Source organism: Kribbella sp. NPDC049174 (genome assembly GCF_043197365.1).
Classification (GTDB): Bacteria; Actinomycetota; Actinomycetes; order Propionibacteriales; family Kribbellaceae; genus Kribbella.
In genome coordinates this window covers 535037-561566 of sequence record NZ_JBICSZ010000001.1, presented here as the reverse complement: position 1 = coordinate 561566, position 26530 = coordinate 535037, and the positions used below count along the sequence as shown (strand labels likewise).

Genomic DNA, 26530 nt, shown 5'->3' with positions numbered 1-26530 from the left:
GGAAGTGCCATGGACAAGCCGCCCCCTCCGGCCGACGGCGCGAGACCCGCGTGGTACCGCGACCCACGCATCATCGGCGCCCTCGCGCTGATCGTGGTCGCCGCCCTGGCTGCGATCGGCATCGTCGTTGCCAACGGTGATTCGTCACCGCAACCGGCGCAGACCGGTGGGGCCACGTCTCCGAGCGCGCAGGCGCCGACACCGGCACCGACGGCGCCGACGACTCCGCCGGCGCGGATCTGCGGCAACACCACGGCACTGTCCGGACCGGCCCAGGCACCGGCCGGAGCGGTCGTGGTGAACCCGACGCAGAACGTCAACCAGCTCACCGAGGCGAACCCACCCGGTACGACGTTCTGGCTGGCCGCCGGCACCCACGCCCTCGGCACCGGGCCGTACGCCCAGGTGATCCCCAAGGAGGGCAACAGCTACATCGGCGCGCCCGGTGCGGTGCTGGACGGCGGAAAGAAGAACCGGTACGCCTTCACCGGGTACGCCACCGGCGTCACGGTGAAGAACCTGACCATCCAGAACTTCGGTGGGCCCAGGACCAACAACGACGAGGGTGTGGTCAACCACGACGCCGCCTCCCGCTGGACGGTCGAGGCCAACACGATCCGCCACAACGCCGGCGCCGGGGTGATGGTCGGCGACCACAACGTTGTCCGCGGCAACTGCCTGCAGGAGAACGGCCAGTACGGCTTCAACGCCTACAACCCGGACAAGGTGAACGGCATCACCATCGAGGGCAACGAGATCGCCGGGAACAACACCGACGACTGGGAGACCCTCAAGGTCGGCTGCGGCTGCACCGGCGGCGGGAAGTTCTGGGAGGTCACCGGAGCGGTGATCCGGAAGAACTGGATCCACGACAACCACAGCGCCGGGCTGTGGGCGGACACCAACAACACCGGCTTCGTGATCGAGGGCAACTACATCTCGAACAACCTGGCCGAGGGCATCGTCTACGAGACCAGCTACAACGCCGGGATCCGGGGCAACACGTTCGTCCGCAACGGTCTCGGCAAGGGCCCGACGAACCAGGGGTTCCCGACGTCCGCGCTGTACATCTCCGAGTCCGGCAGCGACAAGCGGGCCCCCGGCGTGTTCAACGAGACCTTCGAGATCAGCGGGAACGTCTTCACCGACAACTGGGCCGGGGTGATCCTGTGGGAGAACGCGGACCGGTTCTCCGGGTCGGCAGCCAACACCAGCACCGGTGCGGGCACCCTCGTCAACCCGACCGTGGTCACCGCCAAGACCTGCAACGCGAACACCATCGAGAGCGAGCCGTACCTGAGCGACTGCCGGTGGAAGACCCAGAACGTGCGGGTGCACGACAACGTCTTCTCCCTCGATCCCAACAAGATCGGCAAGACCTGCGCGTCCCGCACCGGCTGCGGTTACAACGGCCTGTTCTCCAACTGGGGCACGTTCCCGACCTGGTCGCCGTACCAGAAGGCCACCGTGCAGGACGCGATCACGCACAAGCAGGGCAACAAGTTCTACGACAACACCTATGCGGGGCCGTGGAACTTCATCGTGCACGAGCAGGGCAACCGGGTCCCCTGGGCGTCCTGGCAGGGCGCGCCGTACGGGCAGGACCCGGACAGCGTGATCAAGGTGGGCGGGGAGCGCTGAGAACGATGATCGGGCCTCCTGAGCGTGCCGCGGGCGAGCAGATCGCACTGCTCCGCTCGGTCGGCTATGCCGCCTTCGGGCGGCACGAACGGGATCTCGACGTCCTCGACCTGGTCTTCGACAGCCTGGTCGACGCCCCGGAGCACTGGCGCGACGAGGTGCGGACGCTGCGCTTCGCCGGCCACGGCATCACCCTGGACGTGGACGTCCGCGGCCGGGGCGACCTGACCGTCGAGCTGCGGGTCTTCCCCATCGGTCCGGTGGTGGTCGAGTCGCGGGGCTCGGACGACGGTCCGACGAAGGCCCGCCTGGTCAGCTTCCTGCTCCGCTGGCCGGGAACGACGCAGCGGCCGGTCCGGACCGCGTGGGTCATGCTCTGACCACGCTGTCCAGATCGGCCGCCCGCTACTGCTTCAGGAGGCAAGCAGCAGTCTGAGTTTCTCCAGGCAGCGGCCGCGGATCGGGCCGATGCTGCCGATCGGGATACCGATCGTCGCGGAGATCTCGGCGTACGGCGCCGGCGGGTCGGCCATCAGCATGCCCATCAGCTGCTGCCACCGATCCGGCAGGCTCTCCAGCGCCCGCCGTACGTCGACCGCGCGCTCGTCGGCGAGCAGATCGGCATCCAGCTCCGGCTGGTCACCCGGCTGTCCTTCGAAGGCGGACGACTCGTAGGTCAGCAGCACGCGCTTGCGGAACGCCAGTACCCGCAGGCATTCCCGGCGGGTGGTGACGACCAGCCAGGCGCCGACCCGCTCGGGGTCGACCCGGTGGATGTGCTCGAGCAACCGCAGCCAGACCATCTGGGAGACGTCGGCGGCATCGCTGTCGCCGAGCCGGAAGCTGCGGGTGACGGCCCAGACCAGCCGGGCGTAGTGATCGACCAGCCGGCTCCAGGCCCCCTGATCGCCGGACGCGGCCTGGATCACCAGGGTCGCGGCCTCGGACCTGACCGGTCCTTCGTCGGACAAAGATTCGTCAGTGCCGACTGGAGCACTGAGTTGCTGCAACATTGAAATTCCCCCCTCGGGAATGCGCCCCTGTCGTCGTACTCAGGTGGGGCTTGTCGTGCTGCTTCGTGTGCTGAGCCACCGGCCGGCAGATGGCCGGGGGCGGATTTCAGTAGGCGCCGTCGCGACCGAGCACGGCGCGGGCGGTCTTCCACAAAATGAGCAGGTCCAGGGCGATCGACCAGTTGTCGGCGTACCGCAGGTCGAGCCGCATCGACTCTTCCCAGGTCAGATCGCTGCGCCCGCTGACCTGCCACAGGCCGGTCAGTCCGGGTTTCACGAGCATCCGCCGCTCGTCCTCGATGGCGTAGCGCGCCACCTCGGCCGGGAGCGGCGGCCTGGGCCCGACCAGTGACATGTCCCCCCGGAGCACGTTCACCAGTTGGGGCAGCTCGTCGATCGAGAACCGCCGCAGATACTTGCCGACCTTGGTCACCCGCGGGTCGTCCCGGAGTTTGAACAGCACCCCGTTGCCCTCGTTCAGCGCCTGCAGCTCCGACTTGCGGGCCTCGGCGTCGACGACCATGGTGCGGAACTTCAGCATCTGGAACCGTTCGCCGCCGCGACCCACCCGGGTCTGCCGGAACAGCACCGGACCGCGGCTGGTGATCTTCACCAGCAGGGCGGTGACGAGCAGGATCGGTGCGACCCCGATCAGCAGAAGGCAGCCGACCACGCGGTCGAAGAGGCTCTTCAGCAGGTGCGGTCCGCCGCTCACCGACGGCCGCTCCAGGTGCAGCAGCGACAGGCCGGCGACCGGGCGGATCGAGATCCGCGGGCCGGCGACCTCGACGATGCCGGGCGAGACGATCAGGTCCACACCGCGCTGCTCGAGCGCCCAGGACAGCTTGCGCAGCGAGTGCCCGGCCAGTTCCGGGTCGGCGGCCACCGCGACCACGTCGACCTCGAACTGGTCGACCGCGGCCAGAATGTCCATCTCGGTCCGGCCCAGCTGTTCGGGCTCCGGCTCCTCGAACGCGTCACCGCGGGGCAGGCAGCTCGCCACCACGACGTACCCGTCGGCCGGCCGCTCCTCCAGGTGCCGCCGCAGCGTGGTCACCTGGTCGTTGCGCCCGACAACGAGCACCTGGCGCATACACCGGCCGTCGAAGCGCCGCCGGGAGATGCTGCGGTGCAGCACCCAGCGGGCGAACATCGCCGCCAGACAGGTCATCGGCACCGCCAGGATGACGAAACCACGAGCGACCTCGAGCTTGACGGCGTACGACGTGATCGCGACCAGCGCGGTCAGCGCCACCGCGGCCCGGATGATCGAGCGGAACTCCTCCGGTCCGGTGCCGAAGTACCGGGTCTCATAACCCCGCTCCAGCGCCACACAGGCCAGCCAGACGATCGGCAGAGCCGCGCCGAGCAGGAAATAGCCGAGGTTGATCTGGGCACCGAACCGGGCGGCCAGCGCCAGCGACCCACCGATCAAGGCCGCGGCCAAGTCACCGGCGAGCGCTGCCCACCGGTACTTCGCCACCCACCGAGCCTCGGTGAACCGTGCCGAACGAGGCACGATCGCCGGCACTTCGTCCGGTACCACCCAGACCGGCCGACGACGTTCCCCCGACGGCGCCGGCCGTAATTCAGCCGGATCGGTCAACCCCTCGGACATGACAAATTCAGTCACGCACAGTCACCCCCCACAGGTGAACGCGAAACCCGTGACCAACCCACACCCCGTCACGGACTTCGATGAACGCCGCCCCCACAACGGCGTGAACCAGACAGTACTACGTCAAAGCCGGGTAAGACAGTACTGATCGGGAGTGTTTACCGCGGCGCAACCAGATCGGCAGACGAAGACCCCCGGGACCCGTTTTCGGGTCCCGGGGGTCTCGTTTCGGCTACTGCTGGTGATCGGCCGCCGGGTCGGGGCGCCGATCGGGTGATCAGCCGGCGATCAGGCCGTCGCCGCTGATCAACTCGCGCATCTCGGCCAGCGAGCTGTCGCTCGGCGGCAGGATCGCGTCGGAGTCGTGCAGCTCGGTGTCGGGCAGCTTGTCACCCGCGCGAACGAAGTCCAGCAGCGCGGCGAAGGCGACCTTGAAGGCCTCCTCGTCACCGGCCGAGACGGCCTTCTCGAGCTCGCCGTCGACCTTGTTGAGGTCGTCCAGCTTCTCGTCGGCCAGCCGCCACTGACCTTCACTCATGATGCGAACGATCATCGAGCGTCTCCGTCCTGAGGTCTCACCGGCTCCGCGGCCGGCTGCTGCGTGGGCTGCTGTGCCTGGGCGGTTCCCTGCGGGGTGTCGCCGGACAGCTCCTTGGGGGCGCTGCCACCGGAGATCTGGGCCTTCATCGCGGCGAGCTCGCTCTCCACGTCGGAGTTGGACGACATCCGCTCCAGCTCCAGGGTGATGCTGTCCTTGCTGGACCCGGAGGCGTCGTCGAGCGCGCCGGAGGCGAGCAGCTCGTCGATCGCACCGGCCCGGGCCTGCATCTGCTGGGTCTTGTCCTCGGCCCGCTGGACCGCCAGGCCGACGTCGCTCATCTCCTCGGAGATGCCGGAGAAGGCCTCGTTGATCCGGGTCTGCGCCTCGGCCGCGGTGTAGGTGGCCTTGATGGTCTCCTTGCGGGTCCGGAACGACTCGACCTTGGCCTGCAGCCGCTGGGAGGCGAGCGTCAGCTTCTCCTCCTCGCCCTGCAACTGGGCGTGCTGGGTCTGCAGGTCGTCGATCTGGCCCTGCAGGCCCGACTTGCGGGTCAGGGCCTCGCGAGCCAGGTCCTCGCGGCCCATCGAGAGCGCCTTCTGGGCCTGGTCCTGCAGCTTCTGCGACTGGGACTGCAGCTGGGAGGCCTGCAACTCCACCCGCTTCCTGCTGGTGGCCACGTCGGCCACGCCCCGCCGTACCTTCTGCAGCAGTTCCAGCTGCTTCTGATACGAGTAGTCAAGGGTTTCGCGAGGATCTTCGGCCTTGTCCAGGGCGGTGTTCGCCTTGGCCTTGAAGATCGTCGACATCCGCTTGAAGATGCTCATCGATATCCGTACCCCTTCTGTGCCGGCGAGTCGACCCGGCGTGCGTCAACCACCCTATGTCCACACGGGTCACCACACCATCAGGACCGGCCCCGATAAAGTAGTGGTCAGGTCCGGGGACCACCCCGAGTCGCGACCAGCCCTGCCGAATGAGGTTCAGACCCCGTGTTCCGTCGTACCAAGTCTGAGACAGATACCACCGTACCCGCCGAGCCCCAGGGCAAGCCGGGCGGGAAGGGTCGGCCCACGCCGACCCGCAAGGAGGCCGAGGCCGCCCGCAAGGCAGCGCTGAAGAAGCCGCGCAACCGCAAGGAGGCGTCCGCCTACCGGCGGGAGAAGGTCCGGGCCGAGCGGGCGAAGATGCAGGACGCGATGCGCACCGGCGACGACCGGTACCTGCCGGCCGCCGACAAGGGCCCGGTCCGGCGGTTCGCCCGCGACTACGTGGACGCCCGTTACTCGGTGATGGAGTTCGCGCTGCCGATCCTGCTGGTGGTCTCGCTGCTCGGCGTGGTCTTCTCACCCGCGTTCCCATGGCTGGCCGGCACGGTCAACCTGCTCTTCCTGGCGATGATCCTGCTGATCGCGGGTGACTGGTTCCTGCTCACCGCGGGGCTGAAGAAGGCGGTCGGGGCGAAGTTCCCGAACGACTCGGCCAAGGGCATCGGCTTCTACGCCGTCCGCCGGACCATGCAGATGCGCCGCTGGCGGCTGCCCAAGCCGATGGTGAAGCGCGGCGAGAAGCCCTCCTGAGCCGTACGGCGGACGCCTGGCCGCCGCCGTCGGCCGCTGCCAGTAGGGTCGGGGTATGGACTTCCGCTATCTCGGCAACAGTGGTTTGAAGGTCAGCGAGATCTCGTACGGGAACTGGCTCACGCACGGGTCCCAGGTGGAGAACGATCAGGCCAAGGCGTGTGTGCGGGCGGCGCTGGACGCCGGCATCACCACGTTCGACACGGCCGACGTCTACGCCAACACCAAGGCCGAGGTGGTCCTCGGCGAGGCGCTGGAGGGTGAGCGGCGCGAGTCGCTGGAGATCCTCACCAAGGTGTACTGGCCGACCGGTCCGGGCGGACCGAACGACGTCGGCCTGTCCCGCAAGCACATCCACGAGTCGATCAACGGGTCGCTGCAGCGGCTGAAGACCGACTACGTCGACGTCTACCAGGCGCACCGGTACGACACCGAGACGCCGCTGGAAGAGACGATGGAGGCCTTCGCCGACGTCGTCCGGGCCGGCAAGGCGCTCTACATCGGCGTGTCCGAGTGGACCGCGGAGCAGCTGCAGGAGGGCCACCGGCTGGCCCGCGAGCTGCGGATCCCGTTCGTCTCCAACCAGCCGCAGTACAGCATGCTCTGGCGGGTGATCGAGGCCGAGGTGGTGCCGGCCTCGGAGGAGCTCGGCATCGGCCAGGTGGTGTTCTCGCCGATCGCGCAGGGTGTGCTGACCGGCAAGTACCTGCCCGGACAGCAGCCGCCGGAGGGCTCCCGGGCCACCGACGCCAACGGCGCGAACATGATCAAGCGGTTCCTCAACGACGACGTGCTCGCCCGGGTGCAGGAGCTCAAGCCGATCGCCGCCGAGGCGGACCTGTCGCTGTCCCAGCTCGCCATCGCCTGGGTGCTGCAGAACCCGAACGTCTCCTCGGCGATCATCGGCGCCTCGCGGCCCGAGCAGGTCGTCGAGAACGTGAAGGCCGCCGGCGTCCGGCTCGAGGAGGGCGTGCTGAAGCGGATCGACGAGGTGCTCGGCAGCATCGTCGAGCACGACCCGGCCAAGACCGCGCAGAACGCGCCGCAGACCCGGCCGGGCTCATGAGCTGGAGCTGGCGGTTCGAGACCGCATCCGGCGCCGTGGTCGACCCGGGCGAGGTCGGCGGCGCCGAGTTCTCCGCCCAGGGTGACGCGGAGAGCTGGCTGGGCGAGAGCTGGCGCGATCTGGCCGAGCGCGGTGTCGGCCAGGTGTTCCTGCTGGAGGACGGCCGCGAGGTCTACGGTCCGATGAGCCTCGCCGCCCCGGAGTAGTCGTTCCGACGGAGCCCGTACGGCGCCCTGTGCTCACCTGACCGGGGCGGTGGGGTGGGGGACGTCTCGGTAGAGCACGGCGTCGTACGGGTTCCTGCTTGTTAAGCTGCCGCTGAACCACTCCTGTGTCGCAGGGAAGCCGGTCCAAGTCCGGCGCTGACCCGCAACCGTAGGCCACTTCTGGTGGCGAGCCGGAACACTGCTGACGCAGGCAGACAGGCTCAACTACCCGCCGTGGTCCGCGGGTGGAGCCCCACCCTGCCGGTGCAGGCGGGACTTCCTCCACCGGGCCGCGGCCCGATCGAGGACACGAGATGACTGCACACCGGACCATGCGGCTGGTCCTCAGCCTGCTGGCGGGTCTCCTGCTGGCGGGGACCGTCGCCACCAACGCCCAAGCCGAGGACGGCTACCGCTTCTGGAGCTACTACCAGTGGAGTGGAGGCCAGTGGGCCTTCGCACAGAAGGGCGCCGACGGCGTCGTACCGGCCGACGGGGCCGTGGAGGGCTGGCGGTACGCGCTCGGTGGCGCCAAGCCGCGGGTGCCGCGCGCAGCGGGCGACTTCGAGGCCGTCTGCGGCAAGACTCCGGCGGAGACCGGTAAGAAGCGGGTGGCCCTGGTGGTCGACCCGGGTACGCCGGCCGACGCGCGAAGCGGCGAGACGCCGGGGCCGGCCACCGGCACCTGTGTGGTCACCGATGTGAACTCGACCGGCGCGAAGATCCTCGCGGCCGTGTCGCCGGTGCGGATCGAGAAGGGCCTGACCTGCGGTATCGCGGGGTACCCGGCCAAGGGTTGCGGTGACCAGGTGACGAACATCAACGTGCCGGCGACGGACGAGCCCGTGACCCTGCAAATCGACGCGGCGGTCGGGTCAACGGCGGCGCCGGCGTCCGCCGCCTCGGAGTCCGATGAGGACGGGGCACCTGTGACCGCCATCATCGTGGTCGCGGCCGCGGTCGTCGTACTGGCCGGTGGTGGCCTGGTGCTGAGCCGCCGGCGCTCGAGTCAGCAGAGCTGAGTGCGTACTGTCCACCACCTCACACTCCCCCGGGCACTCCACCCGGGGGCATGGTGGTTGTGGGCACTGGGGATGGCTGTGGCCGCCAGCAGGACCCGCAACCCGGTGCTGCTGGTGCTGATCCTGGCGGTGACCGGCTTTGTCGTGTCGGCCCGGCGGAGCGACGCTCCCTGGGCCAACAGCTACGCGGCGTTCCTCAAGCTCGGTCTGGTGGTCATCGGCATCCGGGTGGTGTTGCAGGCGCTGCTGTCCACCCGTTCGCAGGGCAACACGGTGCTGTTCCTCCTGCCCGAGATTCCCTTGCCTGACTGGGCGAACGGCGTCAAGCTCGGCGGTGAGGTCACTCTCGAGGCCTTGCTGACCGCCCTGTACGACGGCCTCCAGCTGGCCGTGATGCTGTGCTGCATCGGTGCGGCCAACGCACTCGCCAGTCCACGGCGCCTGCTCAAGTCGTTGCCTGGGGCCCTTTACGAGATGGGCGTGGCCTGCGTGGTCGCGCTGACGTTCGCACCGCAGCTGGTCACCGACGCCCGTCGTATCCGCGCCGCCCGCCGACTGCGCGGCCGCACCCGCGGCTCCTTCCGTACGACGGCCATGCCGGTGCTGGAAGGTGCCTTGGACAGATCGGTGGAGCTGGCCGCCGCGATGGACTCACGCGGTTACGGCCGTACGGCGCACGTTCCACGAAGTCAGCGCCGGATCACCGGGGTGTGCGTGCTGCTGGGGCTGCTGGGCATCCTGCTCGGCGTCTATGCGTTGCTGACCGACGCGATGGCGTTCCCACTCGCTGCAACGGCTCTGGTGATCGGACTGCTGCTCGCTGTGGGAGCAATGGCCATTGGGCGCCAGCGGGTGACGCGGACGCGCTACCGGCCGGATCCGTGGGCTCTGCCGGAGTGGCTGGTCGTCGGCTCCGGTGCGATCGCTGCGGGGGCGATGACCGCCGCTGCGGTGCGTGGGGTCGAGGGTCTGGTGCTCGCGGGTCCTCTGGTGGTGCCGCCCGTTCCGCTGCTGCCTGTGATCGGCATTCTGATTGGACTGGCGCCTGCGGTGGTCGCCCCGCCTTTGCAGGCCCGGCGGCGTGAGCTGGTGGCCGCATGATCGAGTTCGACCGGGTGACGGTCACGTATGACGGAGCTTCGGAGCCCGCGCTGCGGGACGTGAGCTTCACCGTGCCGGAGGGCGAGCTGGCGCTCGTGATCGGGCGGACAGGCTCCGGCAAGTCCACGCTGCTGCGGGCGATCAACGGCCTGGTGCCGCACTTCACCGGCGGCACCCTGGCCGGGCGGGTGCTCGTCAACGAGCGCGACACCCGGGAGTACCGGCCCCGTGATCTGGCCGACGTGGTCGGCATGGTCGGCCAGGACCCGATGGCCGGGTTCGTCACCGACACCGTGGAGGACGAGCTCGCGTACAGCATGGAGTCCCTCGGGGTCGCCCCTGACGTGATGCGCCGCCGCGTCGAGGAGACCCTGGATCTGCTGGGGCTGGCCGACGTACGGGATCGGGCGTTGACGTCACTGTCCGGTGGGCAACGGCAGCGGACTGCTATCGGTGCGGCGCTCACCTCTCATCCGGCTGTGCTCGTGCTGGATGAGCCGACCTCGGCGTTGGACCCGCAGGCTGCGGAGGAGGTGCTGGCCGCGCTGCAGCGGCTGGTGCACGACCTGAACGTCACCGTGGTGATGGCAGAGCATCGGCTCGAGCGGGTGATCCAGTACGCCGACCGGGTGATCGAAGTACCGGGTGGCTCGGCTGCGGTCTCTACTGGGCTTCCGGCCGAGCGGATGGTCACTGCACCGGTCGCGCCACCGGTGGTAGAGCTTGGACGCCTTGCGGGCTGGTCCCCTCTCCCCCTGTCTGTGCGGGACGCTCGGCGGGCTGCTGTCGCGTTGCGCAGCCGGTTGGGTGAGGTAACGCCGCTCCGACCCGCTGCGACCACAGGTGCCGAGCTGGCGCGCTGCAGCGACCTCGTGGTCAGCTACGGCAACGTCCCTGCGCTGCGTGGAGTGTCACTGAGCATCAAGGCCGGTGAAGTCGTCGCACTGATGGGCCGCAACGGCGCCGGCAAGTCCACGCTGCTGAACGCCCTGGTCGGTATCGTCACGCCACGGTCCGGTACGGCGACCGCAGCCGGAACCGACCCAGGTCGTACGCCACCGTCCAAGCTGGTGAAGGCCGTCGGGCTGGTGCCGCAGGAGCCTGCGGACCTGTTGTACGCGGCCACGGTGGCTGACGAGTGCGCGGAAGCCGACGCCGACTTCCAGGTGCCGGCGGGTAGTTGCCGAGCGCTACTCACCCGGCTGGCACCGGACATCGACGACAAGATGCATCCACGCGACCTGTCCGAGGGACAACGGCTGTGCTTGGCGCTGGCCGTCGTACTGTGCGGTGCTCCGCCGCTGTTGCTGCTGGACGAGCCGACGCGTGGGTTGGACTACGGCGCGAAGCGGCGGTTGGTGGAGATCCTGCGCGAGCTGGCTGCCGCTGGTCATGCGGTGGTGCTGTCGACGCACGACGTGGAGATGGTCGCTGAGGTGGCCACGCGTGTGCTGGTGCTGGCCGAGGGCGAGCTGGTGAGTGACGGCGAGACAGCGACTGTCATCGCCGGGTCTCCGGCGTTCGCACCGCAGGTGGCGAAGATCCTTGCGCCGTTGCCCTTCCTGACCGTTGGAGAGGTCGCCACCGCCCTGGAACGTGCGTCATGAGAGGGCCTCGGTCGTTCCGGCTGACGCCGCGCAGACCTACCGTTCCCCGTCTCGCCCTGGTCCGGCTGAAGCCGCGCAGTACGGCGACGCTCGTGATCGCTTCCTTGGTCGGGCTGGTGGCCTTCGGATGGCCGTTGTTGTGGCAGACCGATCAGGCGGGTGAGTCGGCGATCGGACACACCACCGACGCGCCTTGGCTGTTCGTGTTGTTGCTGCCGCTGCTGGTGGCCGTCGTATTGGCTGAGCTGTCCGAGTCGGGGATCGACGCCAAGGTGATCTCGCTGCTGGGGATGCTGGCGGCTGTCGGCGCTGCGTTGCGTGCACTCGGTCCTGGTACTGCTGGACTCGAGCCTGGGTTCTTCCTGCTGGTGCTGGCGGGTAGGGCGTTCGGAGCCGGGTTCGGATTCGTGCTGGGGGCTGTGTCGCTGCTGGGTGGCGCAATGATCAGTGGTGGGGTCGGGCCGTGGATGCCGTTCCAGATGTTCGCCTGCGCGTGGGTGGGCTGCCTGGCCGGCCTGCTGCCGCGGGTGGGCGGGAAACGTGAACTGGCGGTGCTGACGGCGTACTCGCTCGTGGCGGGTGTGCTGTACGGCGTCGTGATGAACCTGTGGTTCTGGCCGTACGCGACGTTCGGCAGTGCCTTCTCGTTCATCCCGGGTGACCCCCTGGCGGAGAACCTGCATCGGTATCTCCTGTTCGTGGTGGCGACGTCACTGGGGTGGGACATTCCGCGTGGGGTGCTGTGCGCCGTCATGGTGCTGACGCTCGGGCGGCCGGTGCTGGCGGCCTTCCGTCGTACGGCACGGAAGGCGGCCTTCGACGTGCCCGTGGTGTTCGAGTCGAGGAGAGCCGATGGCTGAACAGCGGACGTTGATCCTGGGCGGTGCCCGGTCCGGCAAGTCGGTCGCCGCCGAGCGACTGCTGGCCGCCGAGCCCGAGGTCCTGTACGTCGCGACCGGTGGAGACGGCTCGTCCGATCCGGAGTGGGCCGAGCGGATCGCCAAGCATCGCGCCCGCCGGCCGGCGACGTGGGGGCTGGCGGAGACGATCGACCTGGTGCCGCTGCTCGACTCCGCTGGGCCGCCGCTGCTGATCGACTGCCTGACGCTCTGGCTGTCGCGCACGATGGACGCGCTCGACATCTGGTCCGATCTGAGCCGCGCCGGGCTGGTCGAGCAGGAAATCGCCCGGCTGGCCGAGGCCTATTCCCGGACCCCTCGCGTGGTAGTTGCCGTGAGCAATGACGTGGGATCCGGGGTGGTTCCGGCCGACGCAGGCACCCGCCTGTTCCGCGACCTGATGGGCCGCCTCAACACCACCATCTCCCTCCGCTCCGACACCGCCCTCTGGACCATCGCCGGCCGAACCCTCCCCCTCACATGAACACCCACGAGCCTGCGGGGTTGGACGAGGACGGGGTGCCGCGTGGTGGGGGGTGGGTGGATGGGGTTTGGTTGGCGGTTGGGACGTTGAGTGTGTTGCCTACGCCGATGCCTTCGCGGGTGGATCGGGTGGTTGGTGGACGGGCGATGACGATCGCGCCACTCGTCGGGGTGGTGCTTGGCGGGATCTCGGCCGGGATTGTTGCGCTGGTTCACCTGGTGCGGCCGGATGCGCCGTTGCTCGCGGCTGTGCTCGGCGTGCTGGTTCTCGTCGTACTCTCCGGGGCGCTGCACCTGGACGGGCTGGCCGACTTCTCGGACGCGCTCGGCAGCCGCCGGGATCGCGAGACCATGCTTCGGATCATGAAGCAGAGCGACATCGGCCCCTTCGGCGTCGTCGCGATCACCATCGTCCTGCTCCTCGACGTTGCGGCACTCACGGCGTGTATCCAGTCAGGCTTCGGCTGGCAAGCCATCCTCATCGCCACCACCGCGAGCCGCCTCACCCTCCCCTGGACCTGCCGCACCACGGTCCCGTCGGCCCGCCCCGACGGCCTGGGCGCAACCGTCGCCGCCACAGTCCGCCCGATCACGGCCGCCGTCACCACCATCGCCGTACTGGCCGCGGCCCTCGTCCTCACCTGGCTCACCACACCAACCACCCCACCAGGCGACGACCCCCTCCCCGTCGACCAGGTCGCCTCCCTCGACGCCCAACTCCTGACCGGCACCGCAGCCGCCGTACTCCTGGCCGTCGCCGTCAGCCTCCTAGCCACCCGCCGAGCCCGCACAGCCATCGGCGGCACCACCGGCGATGTCCTGGGTGCCACCATCGAACTCGCCCTCCCCGTTACGCTCCTCACCCTGGCGCTCACTGCCTGACACCGTCACAACCCCTTCGACTCCCCGCCTGGCGTGCCCACACCGCCGTACGGCGCCCGTGCATTACTGTCACCGGGGACGTAGATGTGGGGCAGTCGTTGGCGAGGTCGGATGGCGATGTTCAGGGTTGATCAGCGGTGTTTGGCGGCGGAGGCCTCGCGATCCGTTATGTTTATGTAATGAACGCAACCCGCCCGGCGCCTGGGTCGCAGGCTTCGCTGCGCGAAGCCAACCGCGAGCGCGTTCTGGGGGTCGTGCGCCAGCACGGCCCCCTGACCCAGGTTGAGATCGCCGCCGCCTCCGGGCTGTCCGCCGCGACCGTGTCGAACATGGTCCGCGAGCTGGACCAGGCCGGCATGGTCGGCCTGTCCCGCAGCATCCGCAACGGCCGCCGCGCCGTCCTCGTCTCGCTCGCGTCCGGCGGCGGCCTGCTCGCCGGGGTCGCGTTCGGCGAGCGTGACGTCCGGGTCGCCATCGCGGACGAGTCCCGCGAGATCCTGGCCCAGCAGCTGATGCCGCTGCAGGCCGACCACGTCGCCGACGACGGGATGGAACGCGCGGCCCGGCTGCTCGCCGACCTGGCCGAGACGGTCAGCTCGGGCGTCGAGGACATCAGCGCGATCGGCTTCGGCCTGCCCGCGCCGGTCGACTCGGTCAGCGGCGAAGCCGGCTCGGACGCGGTGCTGCCGGGCTGGCGCGGCGTCAACGTCGCCGAAGCGATGGCCGGCCATCTGCGGGCACCGGTCGCGCTCGACAACACCGCCAACCTGGCCGCGCTCGGCGAGCTCCGCAACGGGGCGCTGCGCGGCGTCCGGCACGGCTGCTACCTCAAGTTCTCGTACGGCGTCGGCGCCGGAATCGTGCTGGAGGGCGAGGTTTTCCGCGGCTCGGCCGGTACGGCGGGCGAGATCGGGCACGTCACCATCGACGAGAACGGGCCGATCTGCCGGTGCGGGAACCGGGGCTGCCTGGACACGTTCGTCGGGTCCCGGGCGCTGATCAACAGCCTGGCCGCGTCGCACGGCCCGCTCCGGCTGAAGGACATCGTCCACCGCGCTCTGCAGGACGACCTCGGCTGCCGCCGGGTGATCGAGGACGCCGGCCGCCGGGTCGGGGTCGCGGTGGCCGGGCTGGTGAACCTGCTGAACCCCGAGGTGATCGTCGTCGGCGGCCTGATGGCCGAAGCCGGCGACCTGATCATGCACCCACTCCGCGAGGCTCTCGACCGCTGCGCCATTCCCAGCGCCGCCGCCACCGTCGAACTCCGCCGCGCCGAATTGGGCGACGAAGCCGACATCCTCGGCGCCATCCACCTGGCCTCCGTCCTCAGCCACTCCCAGGCAACAAAGGCCATCACCACCCCGGTCTGATCCTCGCTCGCACTCACCTGACACCTCGCCGTCAGCCCTCACCCGCCTTCAACCCAAGGCCTTGCGCCCAGCCCAGCAGACTCCTGCGCGCTCACACTCCCCTGCGTTCGGCCTTTGTAACGCGAATATGTCTATTTCTTGAATTCAAGTCTTGACGTCAAGGCTTCACGCCGCTTGACTTCGGTCAGGCCTACTCGGGCCATCACGTCAAGGAGCCGCCACATGTTCGTCTCTCCAACTCGTCTTGTCGGCCTCGGCCTGACCGTCTCGGCCCTCGCGCTGTCCCTGGTGGCGTGCGGATCGGACGAACCCGCCGCCGGAGGCTCCGGTGAGGCCAAGAAGATCGCGCTGCTGCTGCCCGAGTCGAAGACGACCCGCTACGAGGCGCTCGACCGGCCGCTGTTCACCGAGGCGCTCAAGGCCGCTTGCGCGAACTGCGAGCTGATCTACAGCAACGCCGACCAGGACGCGGCGAAGCAGCAACAGCAGGCCGAGGCCGCCCTCACCCAGGGCGCGAACGTGCTGGTGCTCGACCCGGTCGACGGCAAGGCCGCCGCCGCGGTGGTCGCCTCCGCCAAGGGCCAGAGCGTCCCGGTGATCGCCTACGACCGCTTCATCGAGAACGCCGACTACTACGTCTCGTTCGAGAACGAGGCGGTCGGCAAACTGCAGGCGCAGACCCTGGTCGACGCGCTGAAGGCGGCCGGTAAGACGTCGGGCAACCTGGCCATGATCAACGGCTCGCCGACCGACCCGAACGCGGCCGACTTCAAGAAGGGCGCGCACAGCGTGCTCGACTCGAGCGGCTACAAGGTCGCGGCCGAGTTCGACACCCCGGACTGGAGCCCGGACAAGGCGCAGGCCTGGATGGAGGGCCAGCTCAGCGCGATCAAGAACGGCCTGGTCGGTGTGTACGCCGCCAACGACGGTACGGCGGGTGGCGCCATCGCGGCCCTCAAGGGTGGCGGCGTGACCCCGCTGCCGCCGGTCACCGGTCAGGACTCCGAGCTCGCCGCGATCCAGCGGATCGTCGCCGGCGACCAGGCGATGACCATCTACAAGGCGGTCAAGCCGCAGGCCGAGGCGGCCGCCAAGGCCGCCGTGGCGCTCGCGAACGGCGACAAGCCGGAGTCGACCACCGACAAGAGCGGCGTACCGTCGACGATCCTCGACCCGGTCGCCGTCACCAAGGCCAACATCAAGGACACCGTGGTGAAGGACGACATCTACAAGGTGACCGACATCTGCACCGCCTCGTTCGCGGCCGCCTGCACCGCCGCCGGACTCAGCTGACCCGCCCCCTGGCGTTGCCCCCGCTGTCATGGGGCCTCCCGGCCTGGACTGAGGAGCGAAGGGAGCGAAGCGACCGGAGCGACGAGGGAAGGCCGGGAGTTGCAGCCCCATGACATGCCGCGCGGAGCGTGGCATCCAACAGAGTGAGGTGCGGGGGCAGCGCCGGGTCAGCACCACCCCCGACGGCCACGACGCCGCGCCGCCCTGTCCCCAGCGGCGAATCGCCGGGATCATGGCCTGAACAAAGCCCAGGAGGCTGATCGAGTGACTGTCACCCCCACACCGGCCCCGGTCGGCACCCGTACGGTGCTGACCCTGCGGGGCATCTCCAAGCGCTTCGGCGCGGTGCAGGCATTGAAGAACATCGAGCTGGACGTCCGGGCCGGTGAGGTCCTGGCCCTGGTCGGCGACAACGGCGCCGGCAAGTCGACGCTGGTGAAGACGATCGCCGGCGTCTACACCGCCGACGACGGCACGATGGTCTTCGACGGCCGGGAGGTGCGGGTCGGCAGTCCGGCCGAGGCGCAACAGCTCGGGATCGCCACGGTCTTCCAGGACCTGGCGCTGTGCGACAACCTCGACGTGGTCGCGAACCTGTACCTCGGCCGCGAACTGCGCAAGGGCCGGGTCCTCGACGAGGTCGAGATGGAGCGCTCCTCCTGGGAGCTGCTCCGCCAGCTGTCGGCGAAGATCCCGTCGGTCCGGATCCCGGTGGCCAGCCTGTCCGGTGGCCAGCGGCAGACCGTCGCGATCGCCCGCTCGCTGCTCGGCCAGCCCAAGGTCGTGATGCTGGACGAGCCGACCGCGGCCCTCGGCGTGGCTCAGACCGCCGAGGTCCTCAACCTGGTCGAGCGGCTGCGCGAGCGAGGCCTCGCGGTCATTCTGATCAGCCACAACATGGCCGACGTGATGGCGGTCGCCGACCGGGTCGCCGTCCTGCGTCTGGGCCGCAACAACGGCGTCTTCGAGGTCAGCGAGACCAAGACGCAGGACATCATCGCCGCCATCACCGGCGCGACGAACAACGCGGTCTCCGAGCGCGCAGCGCGCCGGACCCGTGAGGAGGGGACCGCATCATGACGCTGCACGGATCAGAGATCCGGCCGCAGGACACCCCGCGCCCGGCCGGCGGGAACGGGAACGGCGCGGCGGCCGAGCTGCCGGCCGACCTGCAGGACGAGCGCCTGATCGCCAGCCACGGCATCAGCGGCGCCGTCTCCGCCTTCACCGCCCGGCTCCGCTCCGGCGACCTCGGCTCGGTACCGGTGGTGGTCGGCCTGATCATCATCTGGGCGGTCTTCCAGATCGCGAACAGCTCGTTCCTGTCCAGCCGCAACCTGGTCAACCTGACCCTGCAGACCACGTCGGTCGGGGTGATTGCCATCGGCATCGTCCTGGTCCTGCTGCTCGGCGAGATCGACCTGTCGGTCGGCTCGGTCAGCGGCTTGTCGGCCGCCGTACTCGGGGTGACGTTCGTCAACAAGGGCTGGCCGCTCGCGTTGTCCCTGCTGGCCGGGGTCGTGCTCGGGCTGGTGATCGGGTTGTTCTACGGCGCGCTCTACACCCGGTTCGGCGTACCGAGTTTCGTGATCACGCTGGCCGGTCTGCTCGGTTTCCTCGGTCTCCAGCTGCTGGTGCTCGGCAAGGAGGGTTCGCTGAACCTGCCGTTCGACTCCGCGCTCGTCGGGTTCGCCACTCGCAGCTTCCTCTCCCCCGCGCTGGCCTACGGGCTGGTCGCGGCGGTCGTCGCGGTGTACGTGCTGACCCGGCTGCGCGGCCGAGGCGGCCGCGTCGCGGCCGGGTTGTCGGCGGCACCCAACTCGGTCATCGCGATCAAGGCCGCCGCCCTCGCCGTCGTCCTGCTCGTCCCGGTGGTCGTGCTGAACGGCGACCGCGGTGTGTCGTCGATGTTCCTGCTCTTCCTCGGGCTGGTGGTGGCCACCGATGTGGCCATCCGGCGGACGCGCTGGGGCCGTTCGGTCGTCGCGGTCGGTGGCAGTGTCGAGGCCGCGCGGCGAGCCGGTATCAACGTCCGGATGATCTACCTGTCCGTGTTCGCGGCCTGCTCCACCTTCGCCGCCGTCGGCGGTCTGCTGGCCGCGGCCCGGCTGGTCGCGGTGAACCAGAGCAGCGGCGGCGCCGACACCAACCTGAACGCGATCGCCGCCGCGGTGATCGGCGGCACCAGCCTGTTCGGCGGCCGCGGGTCGGCGTACTCCGCCCTCCTCGGCGCCCTGGTGATCATGTCGATCTCCAACGGTCTCGCCCTGCTCAGCCTCGACTCCAGCGTCCGCTACATGGTGACCGCGGGCGTCCTGCTGATCGCCGTCACCATCGACTCCCTCAGCCGCCGCAGCCGGCAGGCGCACGGACGCGCCTAGAGCACGGTGGGCTCTCTTCTGACCCTGACCAGGCGGGAGCCCACCGTTTCCAATCCGGCAGCCTGATCTGGTGGCAGGATGTGCCGCATGACGTCCAGAAAGCCCATCAGGGCGGCGCAAACCAGTGAGGACCAGACGGTCACGCCGCTGGAGTTGTTCTTCGACCTGGTGTTCGTGTTCGCACTGACCCAGATCACCGCGTTGATGGCGCACGACATCAGTTGGCACGGAGTACTGCGCGGAATCCTGCTGACCGGATTGCTGTGGTGGAGCTGGATCGGCTTCTCCTGGTTGTGCAACCTGGTCAAGGCCGACGAGGGGTCGGTCCGCGGTGTCCTGCTGCTGGCGATGGCGGCGATGTTCATGATCGCTCTCGCGATCCCCGAGGCGTTCGACGATCTGCCCGGCGGCCTGCCCGGCCCGGTCGTGATCGCCGGCGCGTACTTCGCCTTCCGCGCGTTGCACCTGGTGCTGTTCTGGCTCATCGCCGACGGCGACGCGGTGCTGCGCCGGACCCTGATCCGGTTCGCTCCCTCGATGCTGGGCGCGACCGCGCTGCTGCTGATCGCCTCGCAGTACGACGGCACCACCCAGACCCTCCTGTGGGCGGCGGCGCTGGCCGTCGACTACGGCGGCACTTATCTGATCGACGCGCGGGGCTGGCGATTCCGCTCGGCCGCGCATTTCGCCGAGCGGCACGGCCTGATCATCATCATCGCCCTCGGCGAATCGATCGTGGCGATCGGCGTGGGCGTCACCGATCTGCCGATCTCGTGGCCGATCATCATCGCGTCCCTGCTCGGCCTGGGTGTGTCGGCCGCCCTCTGGTGGATCTACTTCGACGCCACTGTCCACTACGGCGAACAATCACTGGCTGCGGAGGCCCCGGAGACCCGGCCGAAGCTGGCCCGGGACGCGTACACCTTCATGCACTTCCCGATGATGACCGGCATCGTCCTGCTCGCGCTCGGCCTCAAGAAGGTGCTCGAGTACGTCGGTGACACCGAGCACCACCACCTCGACGACCCGCTCAAGGGCGTCGCCCTGTTCGCGCTCTACGGCGGCGTGGTGATCTACCTGCTCGGTCACGTCGGCTTCAAATGGCGGACGATGCACAAGGTCGGGGTTTCCCGGCTGATCACGGCTGGTCTTGCGCTGATCGCCGTACCGCTGCTGTCGAAGGTGCCGGCGTTGGGGCAGCTCGGCGTACTGGCTGCTCTGCTGGCCGGCTTGGTGGCGTTCGAGTCGGTCCGGTTCGCGCAGGAACGCGAACAACTCAAGCACGGCGAACAGCACGCATGAGAAAGGCCCCTGCTGACGCAGGGGCCCAACTCGACATCGTTTGCCTCAGGCGGTGGCGGCGGTCAGGTCCACCTTGGGCTCCGCGAAGTGGCAGGCGGCGGCGTGGCCGGAGCCCGACTGGGGCTTGGCCTCGAGCGGCGGCTCGTGCGACGCGCAGATGTCCTCGGCCTTCCAGCAGCGGGTCCGGAACCGGCAGCCGCTCGGCGGGTCGATCGGCGAGGGCACGTCGCCGACCAGCCGGATCCGCTCCTTCGGCGGGACTCCGCGGATGGTGCCCAGGTCGGGAGCGGCGGACAGCAGCGCCTGCGTGTACGGGTGCTGCGGAGCGCCGTAGATCTGCTCCCGCGGGCCCTGCTCGACGATCTTGCCCAGGTACATCACCGCGACCCGGTCACAGAAGTGCCGGACCACGCCGAGGTCGTGGGCGATGAAGACGAACGCGATACCGAGGTCGCGGCGCAGGTCCTCCAGCAGGTTCATCACCTGGGCCTGGATGGACACGTCCAGCGCGGACACCGGCTCGTCGGCGATGATCACCTCGGGCTCGACCGCGAGCGCCCGGGCGATGCCGATGCGCTGCCGCTGGCCGCCGGAGAACTCGTTCGGGTACCGGTTGTGGTGCTCGGGGTTCAGACCGACCCGCTCCAGCAGCTCCTGGACCCGGTCGAGCTCCTTGCCCTTCTTGACCAGGTTGTGCACCCGCAGCGGCGTACTGATGATGTTGCTGACCGTCTGCCGCGGGTTCAGCGCGCTGTACGGGTCCTGGAAGACGATCTGCAGCTGGCGGCGGAACGGGCGCAGTTCCCGCTCCTTCAGCTGCGCGATGTCGGTGCCCTTGAAGTTGATCTGCCCCGCGGTCGGGGTCAGCAGCCGGGTGATCATCCGGCCGGTGGTCGACTTGCCGCAGCCGGACTCGCCGACCAGGCCCAGGCTCTCGCCGGCCTTCAGGTCGAAGCTGACGCCGTCGACGGCCTGGACGACCTTCCTGGTCCGGCCCAGACCGGCCGCTTCCTTGATCGGGAAGTGCATCTTCAGATCGCGGACCTGCAGCAGCGGGGTGCCGGACGCCGCGTCGGACGCCGGGCTCGCCGCGGGAACGCTGTCGATCTTGCGCACAGTGTCGCTCATCTCTCTCCTCAGCCCCTCGTCAGCCCAGTCTCGGCGCGACCTCGGCCTCGTAGATCGAGGCCTTGTCGTGCAGGTGACAACGGGACGTGTGGGCACCGGCACCGTCGACCGGCAGCAGCTCCGGCAGATCGGTGGTGCACCGCTCGCCCTTCACCCGCTCCTTGTACGGACAGCGCGGGTTGAAGGAACAGCCGGTGGGCAGGTTCAGCAGGCTCGGCGGCAGACCCTTGATCGGGCGCAGCTTCTCGCTCGCGGCCGAGACGGTCGGGATCGACTCGAGCAGACCCCAGGTGTAGGGCATCCGCGGCCGGGCCAGCACGTCCTCGGCGGTGCCGTACTCGACGCAGCGGCCCGCGTACATCACCAGCACGTCGTCGGCCATCTCGGCAACCACACCCAGGTCGTGGGTGATCAGCACGATCGCCGAGCCGAACTCCTTCTGCAGGTTGTTCAGCAGGTCCAGGATCTGCGCCTGCACGGTCACGTCGAGCGCGGTGGTCGGCTCGTCGGCGATGACCAGCTTCGGGTCGTTGACCAGGCCCATCGCGATCATCGCGCGCTGCCGCATACCGCCGGAGAACTCGTGCGGGTACTGCGAGAAGCGGCGCTGCGGGTTCGGGATGCCGACCAGGTCGAGCATCTCCAGCGCACGCTTCTTGGCGACGTCCTTGGACACCTTGTGGTGCACCCGGTACGCCTCGGTGATCTGGTTGCCGACCGTGTAGAGCGGGTGCAACGAGGACTGCGGGTCCTGGAACACCATCGCCACCGCGTCACCGCGGACCTTCATCAGCTCGTTCTCCGGCAGGCCGACGATCTCGTCGCCGCCGAGCCGGATCGAGCCGGTGATCTTGGTGCGCTTGCGGTCGTGCAGACCCATCACGGCCATGCTCGAGACCGATTTGCCGGAGCCGGACTCGCCGACGATCGCCAGCGTACGGCCGAGCGGGACCGAGTAGCTCAGCCCGTTCACCGCGCTGACCACACCGTCGGCGGTCGGGAACTTCACGGTCAGGTCCTCGACCACCAGGTACGGCGTCTCGCCGCTGGGATTGATCGAACCCTGCCGGCGTTCGCGGGTCGCGACCACGGGACCACGCTTGGTCTCGGCGGGCGTCGTACCGGCTGATGCTGGCGGCGTGGGAGCCGCGGTTCCGGCCATGGTGTCCTGGAGGTCCTTCCCCTCGTTGGCTGGTGTGGTCACGAGAGCCTCACCCGCGGGTCGATCAGGCTGTAGCCGACGTCGACCAGGAAGTTCATCGCGACGAGGATGGCGGAGGCGACCAGGACGGTGCCCATGATCACCGGCAGGTCGTAGTTGTTCAGGCTCTCCAGCACCAGGTTGCCCAGGCCCGGCAGGTCGAAGATCCGCTCGGTGAAGATCGCGCCGGCCAGACTGCCGGCGATGTCGAGACCGAAGATCGTGATGACCGGGATCATCCCGGACCGGAGCGCGTGCTTGTAGGTCACCGTGCGGTCCGACAGGCCCTTGGCCCGAGCGGTCCGGATGTAGTCCTCGCTCAGCGCCTCCACCATCGAGCCACGGGAGTAGCGGGCGTACTGCGTGCAGTTGTAGATGCCGAGCACCAGCCACGGTGTCAGCAACCCGGCGAACCAGGCCCCCGGATTGTCCGTGAACGGGGTGTAGCCACCGCGCGGCAGGATCGGGTACAGGATCGTCAGGTAAAGCGAGACCATCAGGGCGACGATGTAGTACGGCACCGAACTCAGGATCAGCGTGCTGCTCATCAGTGCGCGGTCGCCGACGGTACCTCGTCGCTTCGCAGCCATCGAGCCCACGAAGACACCAATGGTGAGGACCATCACCGCGTAGCCGGCGACCAGTGAGACCGTCACCGGCAACCGGTCCTTCAGCATGTCGGTGACCGGCCGGTCGTTCTTGAAGGAGAAGCCGAGGCAGGGCGCGTTGCACTCCTGCTTCACGCCGGCCGTCTCGAAGGTCCGCCCGGCGAAGATGCCCAGTGTGTATTCGGCGAACTGCTGCACCTTGGGTTTGTCGAGGTGCAGATTCTCCTTGATTTCGTTGTATCGCTCTGTTGTGCAGTTGCGATCACCACAGATCGCCGCGGCCGGGTCGGTCGGGGCGACGAAGAACAGCGTGAAGGTCGCGATCAGCGTGACCAGCACGACGCTGAGCGCGCTCACCAGCCGGCGCGCCACGAAGTAGAGCACGAGGGTTTCTCCTCACCGATCGGGGTGGTGACCGAACCGAGGTCCGGTCACCACCCCACCATCAGATGATCAGACTGCTAGACGTTGCCGCAGTCCGGATCAGGGCTGCTTCAGGTACATCGAGGTGAACTCCGGCAGGCCCTGGGTCGGGTCGTTGACGACGTGACCGAGGTTCTTGCCGATCGGGTAGTAGCTGGCGCTGTAGTACAGCGGGATCAGCGGCAGGTACTTCTCCATGATGGTCTTGTCGACCTTCATCCACTCCTTGAGCTGCTCATCCGGGGTGAGCGATCCGACGCGGTCGATCTCGGCGTCCAGCGCCTTGTCCTGGATCATGCCGATGCTGTTGCTCAGCTCGACGGCGTCGGACTTGAACAGCACGTTGTACCAGCTGGTACCGGACGGCCAGTCCGAGCACCAACCCGACGGGCCCTGACCGATGTTCACCGGGGCGGCCGGGTCGTTGCGCATGGTGCGGATCCGGGCCTTCGGCACACCGATCGCCTTGACCTTGAAGCCCGCGGAGGTGAAGACCTGGGTGCGCAGCTGGTTGACCTGCGTGGCGATCTTGTCGTCGTTCGAGTAGTACCAGCTGAGCTCGAAGTTCTCCTTGCCGATCTCCTTCAGCTTCGCCTTGACCTCGTTCGCGACGGCCGGGTCCTCGGCGCCCTTGCCCTTGCCGGTCAGGCCCGGGAGCTCGTACTTCTCGTAGCCGGGAACGGCCGGCGGCAGGATGGTGGACGCCGGGATCGCGCTCTCCGGCGTCAGGCCGGCGACCTTGCGGTAGGTGTCGAACGGGTACGCCTTGGCGATCAGCTGCCGGACGTCCATCGGGATCTTCCGCGTGTCCAGGCCCCAGACGTTGGTGCACGGCTGCGGGCCGGTGACGATCTGGCTCTTGTCCTTGAGCTCAGGGATGAGGCTGGCGTCCAGGTCGGAGTAGTTCATCGCGTTCGCGTCCGGACCGGCGCTGGCCAGCACCTGCCGCTGGACCTTGAGGGTGTCCTGGCCGAACTTGAAGTCCCAGGCGTCCGGGTACTGGTTGCGCACCGGGTCGCTGTTCGGGTCCCAGTTCGGGTTCTTCTTCAGCTTCAGCTGCGTGCCCGGGTTGTACGAGTCGACCATGTACGGACCGGTCGCCATCGGCTTCAGGTCGTAGCTCTTCTTGGTGTCCTTCGCCTTCGGGATCGGCGTGAACATCGGGAAGGCCGCGTAGAACGGCAGGTCGTCGAACTTCTTCGCCAGCTTGATGACCAGGGTGCTCTCGTCCGGCGTCTCGACCCCGGCGTAGTTGTCGCCGCTCGCGTACGGACCCTTGTAGGTCTTGCCGTCCTTGAAGAACTCGTTCTGGTACGTCGGTCCGGCGTCGTACAGGTCGTGCGCGAACGACCGCTTGATCGCGTACGCGTAGTCGGCCGCCTTCACCGTCGTGCCGTCCATGTACTTGATGCCCTGTTTGAGCTTGAACGTCCAGGTCAGACCGTCGGCGGACTTGGTGCCCAGGTCCTCGGCGAGGTCGGGAACCAGGGTCGGCTTCTGGGTCTCGGGGTCCAGCTTGTACTGCGTCAGCGCGCGGTAGACCAGCTTGCCGATCTGGTTTCCGTCGGTGAAGTAGATGTTGGTCGGGTCCAGCGTGTCCGGCGTGACGTCGGACAGCACCGTGATGGTGCCGCCCTTCTTCGCGCCCTCGACCTCCGGAGCCGGGCCCTTCACGGTCGGGTCCAGCGCCTTCTCCTGGGCCGTGCCCGCGTCTCCGGTGCTTCCCTCACTGTTGTTGTTCGAGGACGGGCTGCCGCAGGCCACGGCGGCCAGCATGACCGTCGCCGCAACGGCGGTGATCCGTTTCCACTGCATTTGTCGTGTTTCTCCTTTTCTACCGCTGGGGCAACGCCGGGCTACCGGCGAGTCTTGGGGTCGAAGGCGTCTCGGACTGCGTCGCCCAGCAGGGCCAGGGCAAGCACCAGGGCGGTGATGCCGATCACCGGCAGCCAGAGATAGATGGGATCCGCCTTGAACCAGTTGGTCGCGGTCGCGATCGTCTGACCCCAGGACGGGATCGGCTCGATCAGACCGACGCCGAGGAACGACAGGCCCGCTTCCGCGGTCACGTAGGCCGGCAGCGACAGTGATGCCGAGATCACGATCGGAGCGACCAGGTTGGGCAGCAGCTCCTTGAAGAGCACCTGCCGGGTCGGCACACCGATGGCCTTCGCCGCGAGCACGAACTCGCGCTCGCGCAGGGACAGCACCTCGCCCCGGATGATCCGGGCCAGACCGGCCCACCCGAAGAACGAGAGGACGAAGATCAGGACGAAGAATCTCGTCGACGCCTGCTCGTCCGGCGAGAGGTTGAACGAGCCGCCGCGCATGCTCTCGACGATCGGCACCAGCGCGATCGCGAACAGCAGGTACGGCAGGCTGAGGACGAAGTCGATCACCCAGGAGATGACCCGGTCGGCCCAGCCGCCGAGGAAGCCGGCCAGCAGACCCATCACGACCCCGACGACGGTGCCGAACAGGGTCGCGGTGAACGCGACGATCAACGACGGACGGGCGCCGTACACCCAGCGGGCGAAGTTGTCGCGGCCGGTCTTCGGCTCGACGCCGAACCAGTGCTCGGCGTTCGCGATGATGGTCGGGAACCCGTACTCGTCGACCAGTTCGGGGTGGAACGTACCGATGTCCCCACCCTCGATCCTGGTCAGCAGCGGGGCGAAGATCGCCACCAGGATGAAGAACAGCACGATGCCGGCGCACGCAACCGCGACCTTGTCCTTGCGGAGCCGGTCCATCGCGATCCGGGTCGGGGATTTGCCGTGCGGGACAGCGGAGTCCCGAACCGGCTCTGCCGACGCCGGGTGGTCCTCGACACCAACTGTCGAGTCGGGTGAACCGATACTCATTCGCGCTCCGTCAGCTCTGTTCAGCTCTGTCAGCCAGGTTCGTCAGGGGTCCAGCCACGATCTGTAGATCGGGTAGAGCCTCGGCTGGAGGTGGGCTCGCGTCAAATCCACTTGACGAGCGGGGTCCCCACAACCGCGCGCTAGCCTGCCCGACGCGATGACCCGCAAACCAGCGGCGCTAGGAACCAGTGCACAAATCGTTACCGGAACGAGGAGGGGACGGGAAAATTTGCCCCAAATATTCACTCTGTGCGATCAATTGCTCGCAAAAAGCGTCGGCACAGGCCCGCCAACGGCCATTTTG

25 protein-coding genes and 1 riboswitch are annotated in these 26530 nt (G+C 68.5%); of the genes, 16 read left to right on the top strand and 9 right to left on the bottom strand.

Annotated elements, in window-relative coordinates; all coding sequences use genetic code 11:
• The first annotated feature begins 9 nt into the window (after positions 1 to 9).
• Both ACGFIF_RS02650 and ACGFIF_RS02645 read left to right on the top strand, forming a co-directional pair.
• On the top strand, positions 10 to 1641 hold the full coding sequence (locus ACGFIF_RS02650; protein WP_393150631.1) for a right-handed parallel beta-helix repeat-containing protein: 1632 nt from the start codon (positions 10 to 12) through the stop codon (positions 1639 to 1641).
• A gap of 5 nt (positions 1642 to 1646) precedes the next feature.
• Complete coding sequence (locus ACGFIF_RS02645; protein WP_393150629.1) at positions 1647 to 2021, top strand: hypothetical protein; 375 nt, start codon at positions 1647 to 1649, stop codon at positions 2019 to 2021.
• Positions 2022 to 2054: 33 nt separating this feature from the next.
• Here the strand turns inward: ACGFIF_RS02645 and ACGFIF_RS02640 are convergent, their stop codons facing one another.
• The 4 genes from ACGFIF_RS02640 to ACGFIF_RS02625 all read right to left on the bottom strand — a co-directional run bounded on the left by ACGFIF_RS02640 (position 2055) and on the right by ACGFIF_RS02625 (position 5637).
• The gene (locus ACGFIF_RS02640; RefSeq protein WP_393150627.1) at positions 2055 to 2612 is read right to left on the bottom strand and encodes an RNA polymerase sigma factor; all 558 of its coding nucleotides are present in this window, start codon (positions 2610 to 2612) and stop codon (positions 2055 to 2057) included.
• Between the two features lie 148 nt (positions 2613 to 2760).
• Positions 2761 to 4287, bottom strand: coding sequence for a sugar transferase (locus ACGFIF_RS02635; RefSeq protein WP_393150625.1), 1527 nt, complete (start codon positions 4285 to 4287; stop codon positions 2761 to 2763).
• Positions 4288 to 4549: 262 nt separating this feature from the next.
• The gene (locus ACGFIF_RS02630) at positions 4550 to 4825 is read right to left on the bottom strand and encodes a hypothetical protein (protein WP_393150623.1); all 276 of its coding nucleotides are present in this window, start codon (positions 4823 to 4825) and stop codon (positions 4550 to 4552) included.
• On the bottom strand, positions 4822 to 5637 hold the full coding sequence (locus tag ACGFIF_RS02625) for a PspA/IM30 family protein (protein ID WP_393150621.1): 816 nt from the start codon (positions 5635 to 5637) through the stop codon (positions 4822 to 4824). Before ACGFIF_RS02625 ends, ACGFIF_RS02630 begins: the two co-directional genes overlap by 4 nt.
• Before the next feature lie 165 nt (positions 5638 to 5802).
• Between ACGFIF_RS02625 and ACGFIF_RS02620 the strand changes: the two genes are divergently transcribed.
• The 14 genes from ACGFIF_RS02620 to ACGFIF_RS02555 all read left to right on the top strand — a co-directional run bounded on the left by ACGFIF_RS02620 (position 5803) and on the right by ACGFIF_RS02555 (position 20002).
• Positions 5803 to 6390, top strand: coding sequence for a DUF3043 domain-containing protein (locus ACGFIF_RS02620; protein WP_393150619.1), 588 nt, complete (start codon positions 5803 to 5805; stop codon positions 6388 to 6390).
• Between the two features lie 55 nt (positions 6391 to 6445).
• Entirely contained in the window at positions 6446 to 7456 is a 1011-nt protein-coding gene (locus ACGFIF_RS02615) for an aldo/keto reductase family protein (RefSeq protein ID WP_393150617.1), read from the top strand.
• Positions 7453 to 7662, top strand: coding sequence for a hypothetical protein (locus tag ACGFIF_RS02610; RefSeq protein WP_393150615.1), 210 nt, complete (start codon positions 7453 to 7455; stop codon positions 7660 to 7662). The genes ACGFIF_RS02615 and ACGFIF_RS02610 overlap by 4 nt, the downstream gene beginning before the upstream one ends.
• A 134-nt stretch (positions 7663 to 7796) precedes the next feature.
• Positions 7797 to 7862, top strand: a riboswitch (cobalamin riboswitch).
• Between the two features lie 114 nt (positions 7863 to 7976).
• Complete coding sequence (locus ACGFIF_RS02605; protein ID WP_393150613.1) at positions 7977 to 8684, top strand: SCO2322 family protein; 708 nt, start codon at positions 7977 to 7979, stop codon at positions 8682 to 8684.
• Positions 8685 to 9785 carry an energy-coupling factor transporter transmembrane component T gene (locus ACGFIF_RS02600; RefSeq protein ID WP_393150611.1) on the top strand — a complete coding sequence of 367 codons (1101 nt, stop codon included), beginning with the start codon at positions 8685 to 8687 and terminating at the stop codon, positions 9783 to 9785. It begins immediately after the preceding gene.
• On the top strand, positions 9782 to 11392 hold the full coding sequence (locus tag ACGFIF_RS02595) for an ABC transporter ATP-binding protein (protein ID WP_393150609.1): 1611 nt from the start codon (positions 9782 to 9784) through the stop codon (positions 11390 to 11392). Before ACGFIF_RS02600 ends, ACGFIF_RS02595 begins: the two co-directional genes overlap by 4 nt.
• Positions 11389 to 12252 carry an ECF transporter S component gene (locus tag ACGFIF_RS02590; RefSeq protein WP_393150607.1) on the top strand — a complete coding sequence of 288 codons (864 nt, stop codon included), beginning with the start codon at positions 11389 to 11391 and terminating at the stop codon, positions 12250 to 12252. Before ACGFIF_RS02595 ends, ACGFIF_RS02590 begins: the two co-directional genes overlap by 4 nt.
• Positions 12245 to 12775: a bifunctional adenosylcobinamide kinase/adenosylcobinamide-phosphate guanylyltransferase gene (locus ACGFIF_RS02585; protein ID WP_393150605.1), complete on the top strand. Its 531-nt coding sequence runs from the start codon at positions 12245 to 12247 to the stop codon at positions 12773 to 12775. Before ACGFIF_RS02590 ends, ACGFIF_RS02585 begins: the two co-directional genes overlap by 8 nt.
• 35 nt (positions 12776 to 12810) lie before the next feature.
• Positions 12811 to 13656 carry an adenosylcobinamide-GDP ribazoletransferase gene (locus tag ACGFIF_RS02580; protein WP_393153619.1) on the top strand — a complete coding sequence of 282 codons (846 nt, stop codon included), beginning with the start codon at positions 12811 to 12813 and terminating at the stop codon, positions 13654 to 13656.
• 179 nt (positions 13657 to 13835) lie between these two features.
• Entirely contained in the window at positions 13836 to 15026 is a 1191-nt protein-coding gene (locus tag ACGFIF_RS02575; RefSeq protein WP_393150603.1) for an ROK family protein, read from the top strand.
• A gap of 222 nt (positions 15027 to 15248) precedes the next feature.
• On the top strand, positions 15249 to 16319 hold the full coding sequence (locus tag ACGFIF_RS02570; protein ID WP_393150601.1) for a substrate-binding domain-containing protein: 1071 nt from the start codon (positions 15249 to 15251) through the stop codon (positions 16317 to 16319).
• A 264-nt stretch (positions 16320 to 16583) separates the two neighbouring features.
• Positions 16584 to 17399, top strand: a complete 816-nt coding sequence (locus ACGFIF_RS02565; protein WP_393150599.1) for an ATP-binding cassette domain-containing protein — start codon at positions 16584 to 16586, stop codon at positions 17397 to 17399.
• Positions 17396 to 18700, top strand: a complete 1305-nt coding sequence (locus ACGFIF_RS02560; protein WP_393150597.1) for a sugar ABC transporter permease — start codon at positions 17396 to 17398, stop codon at positions 18698 to 18700. The genes ACGFIF_RS02565 and ACGFIF_RS02560 overlap by 4 nt, the downstream gene beginning before the upstream one ends.
• Before the next feature lie 87 nt (positions 18701 to 18787).
• Positions 18788 to 20002 carry a low temperature requirement protein A gene (locus ACGFIF_RS02555; RefSeq protein WP_393150595.1) on the top strand — a complete coding sequence of 405 codons (1215 nt, stop codon included), beginning with the start codon at positions 18788 to 18790 and terminating at the stop codon, positions 20000 to 20002.
• A 45-nt stretch (positions 20003 to 20047) separates the two neighbouring features.
• Here the strand turns inward: ACGFIF_RS02555 and ACGFIF_RS02550 are convergent, their stop codons facing one another.
• From ACGFIF_RS02550 to ACGFIF_RS02530, 5 genes are all read right to left on the bottom strand, one after another.
• Entirely contained in the window at positions 20048 to 21130 is a 1083-nt protein-coding gene (locus ACGFIF_RS02550; RefSeq protein WP_393150593.1) for an ABC transporter ATP-binding protein, read from the bottom strand.
• A gap of 19 nt (positions 21131 to 21149) precedes the next feature.
• Positions 21150 to 22334 carry an ABC transporter ATP-binding protein gene (locus ACGFIF_RS02545; protein ID WP_393150591.1) on the bottom strand — a complete coding sequence of 395 codons (1185 nt, stop codon included), beginning with the start codon at positions 22332 to 22334 and terminating at the stop codon, positions 21150 to 21152.
• The gene (locus tag ACGFIF_RS02540; protein WP_393150589.1) at positions 22331 to 23323 is read right to left on the bottom strand and encodes an ABC transporter permease; all 993 of its coding nucleotides are present in this window, start codon (positions 23321 to 23323) and stop codon (positions 22331 to 22333) included. Before ACGFIF_RS02540 ends, ACGFIF_RS02545 begins: the two co-directional genes overlap by 4 nt.
• Positions 23324 to 23422: 99 nt before the next feature.
• On the bottom strand, positions 23423 to 25177 hold the full coding sequence (locus tag ACGFIF_RS02535) for an ABC transporter substrate-binding protein (RefSeq protein ID WP_393150587.1): 1755 nt from the start codon (positions 25175 to 25177) through the stop codon (positions 23423 to 23425).
• Positions 25178 to 25218: 41 nt separating this feature from the next.
• A complete protein-coding gene (locus ACGFIF_RS02530) occupies positions 25219 to 26226 on the bottom strand; it encodes an ABC transporter permease (protein ID WP_393150585.1) in 1008 nt (335 codons plus the stop codon).
• Between the last annotated feature and the right edge of the window lie 304 nt (positions 26227 to 26530).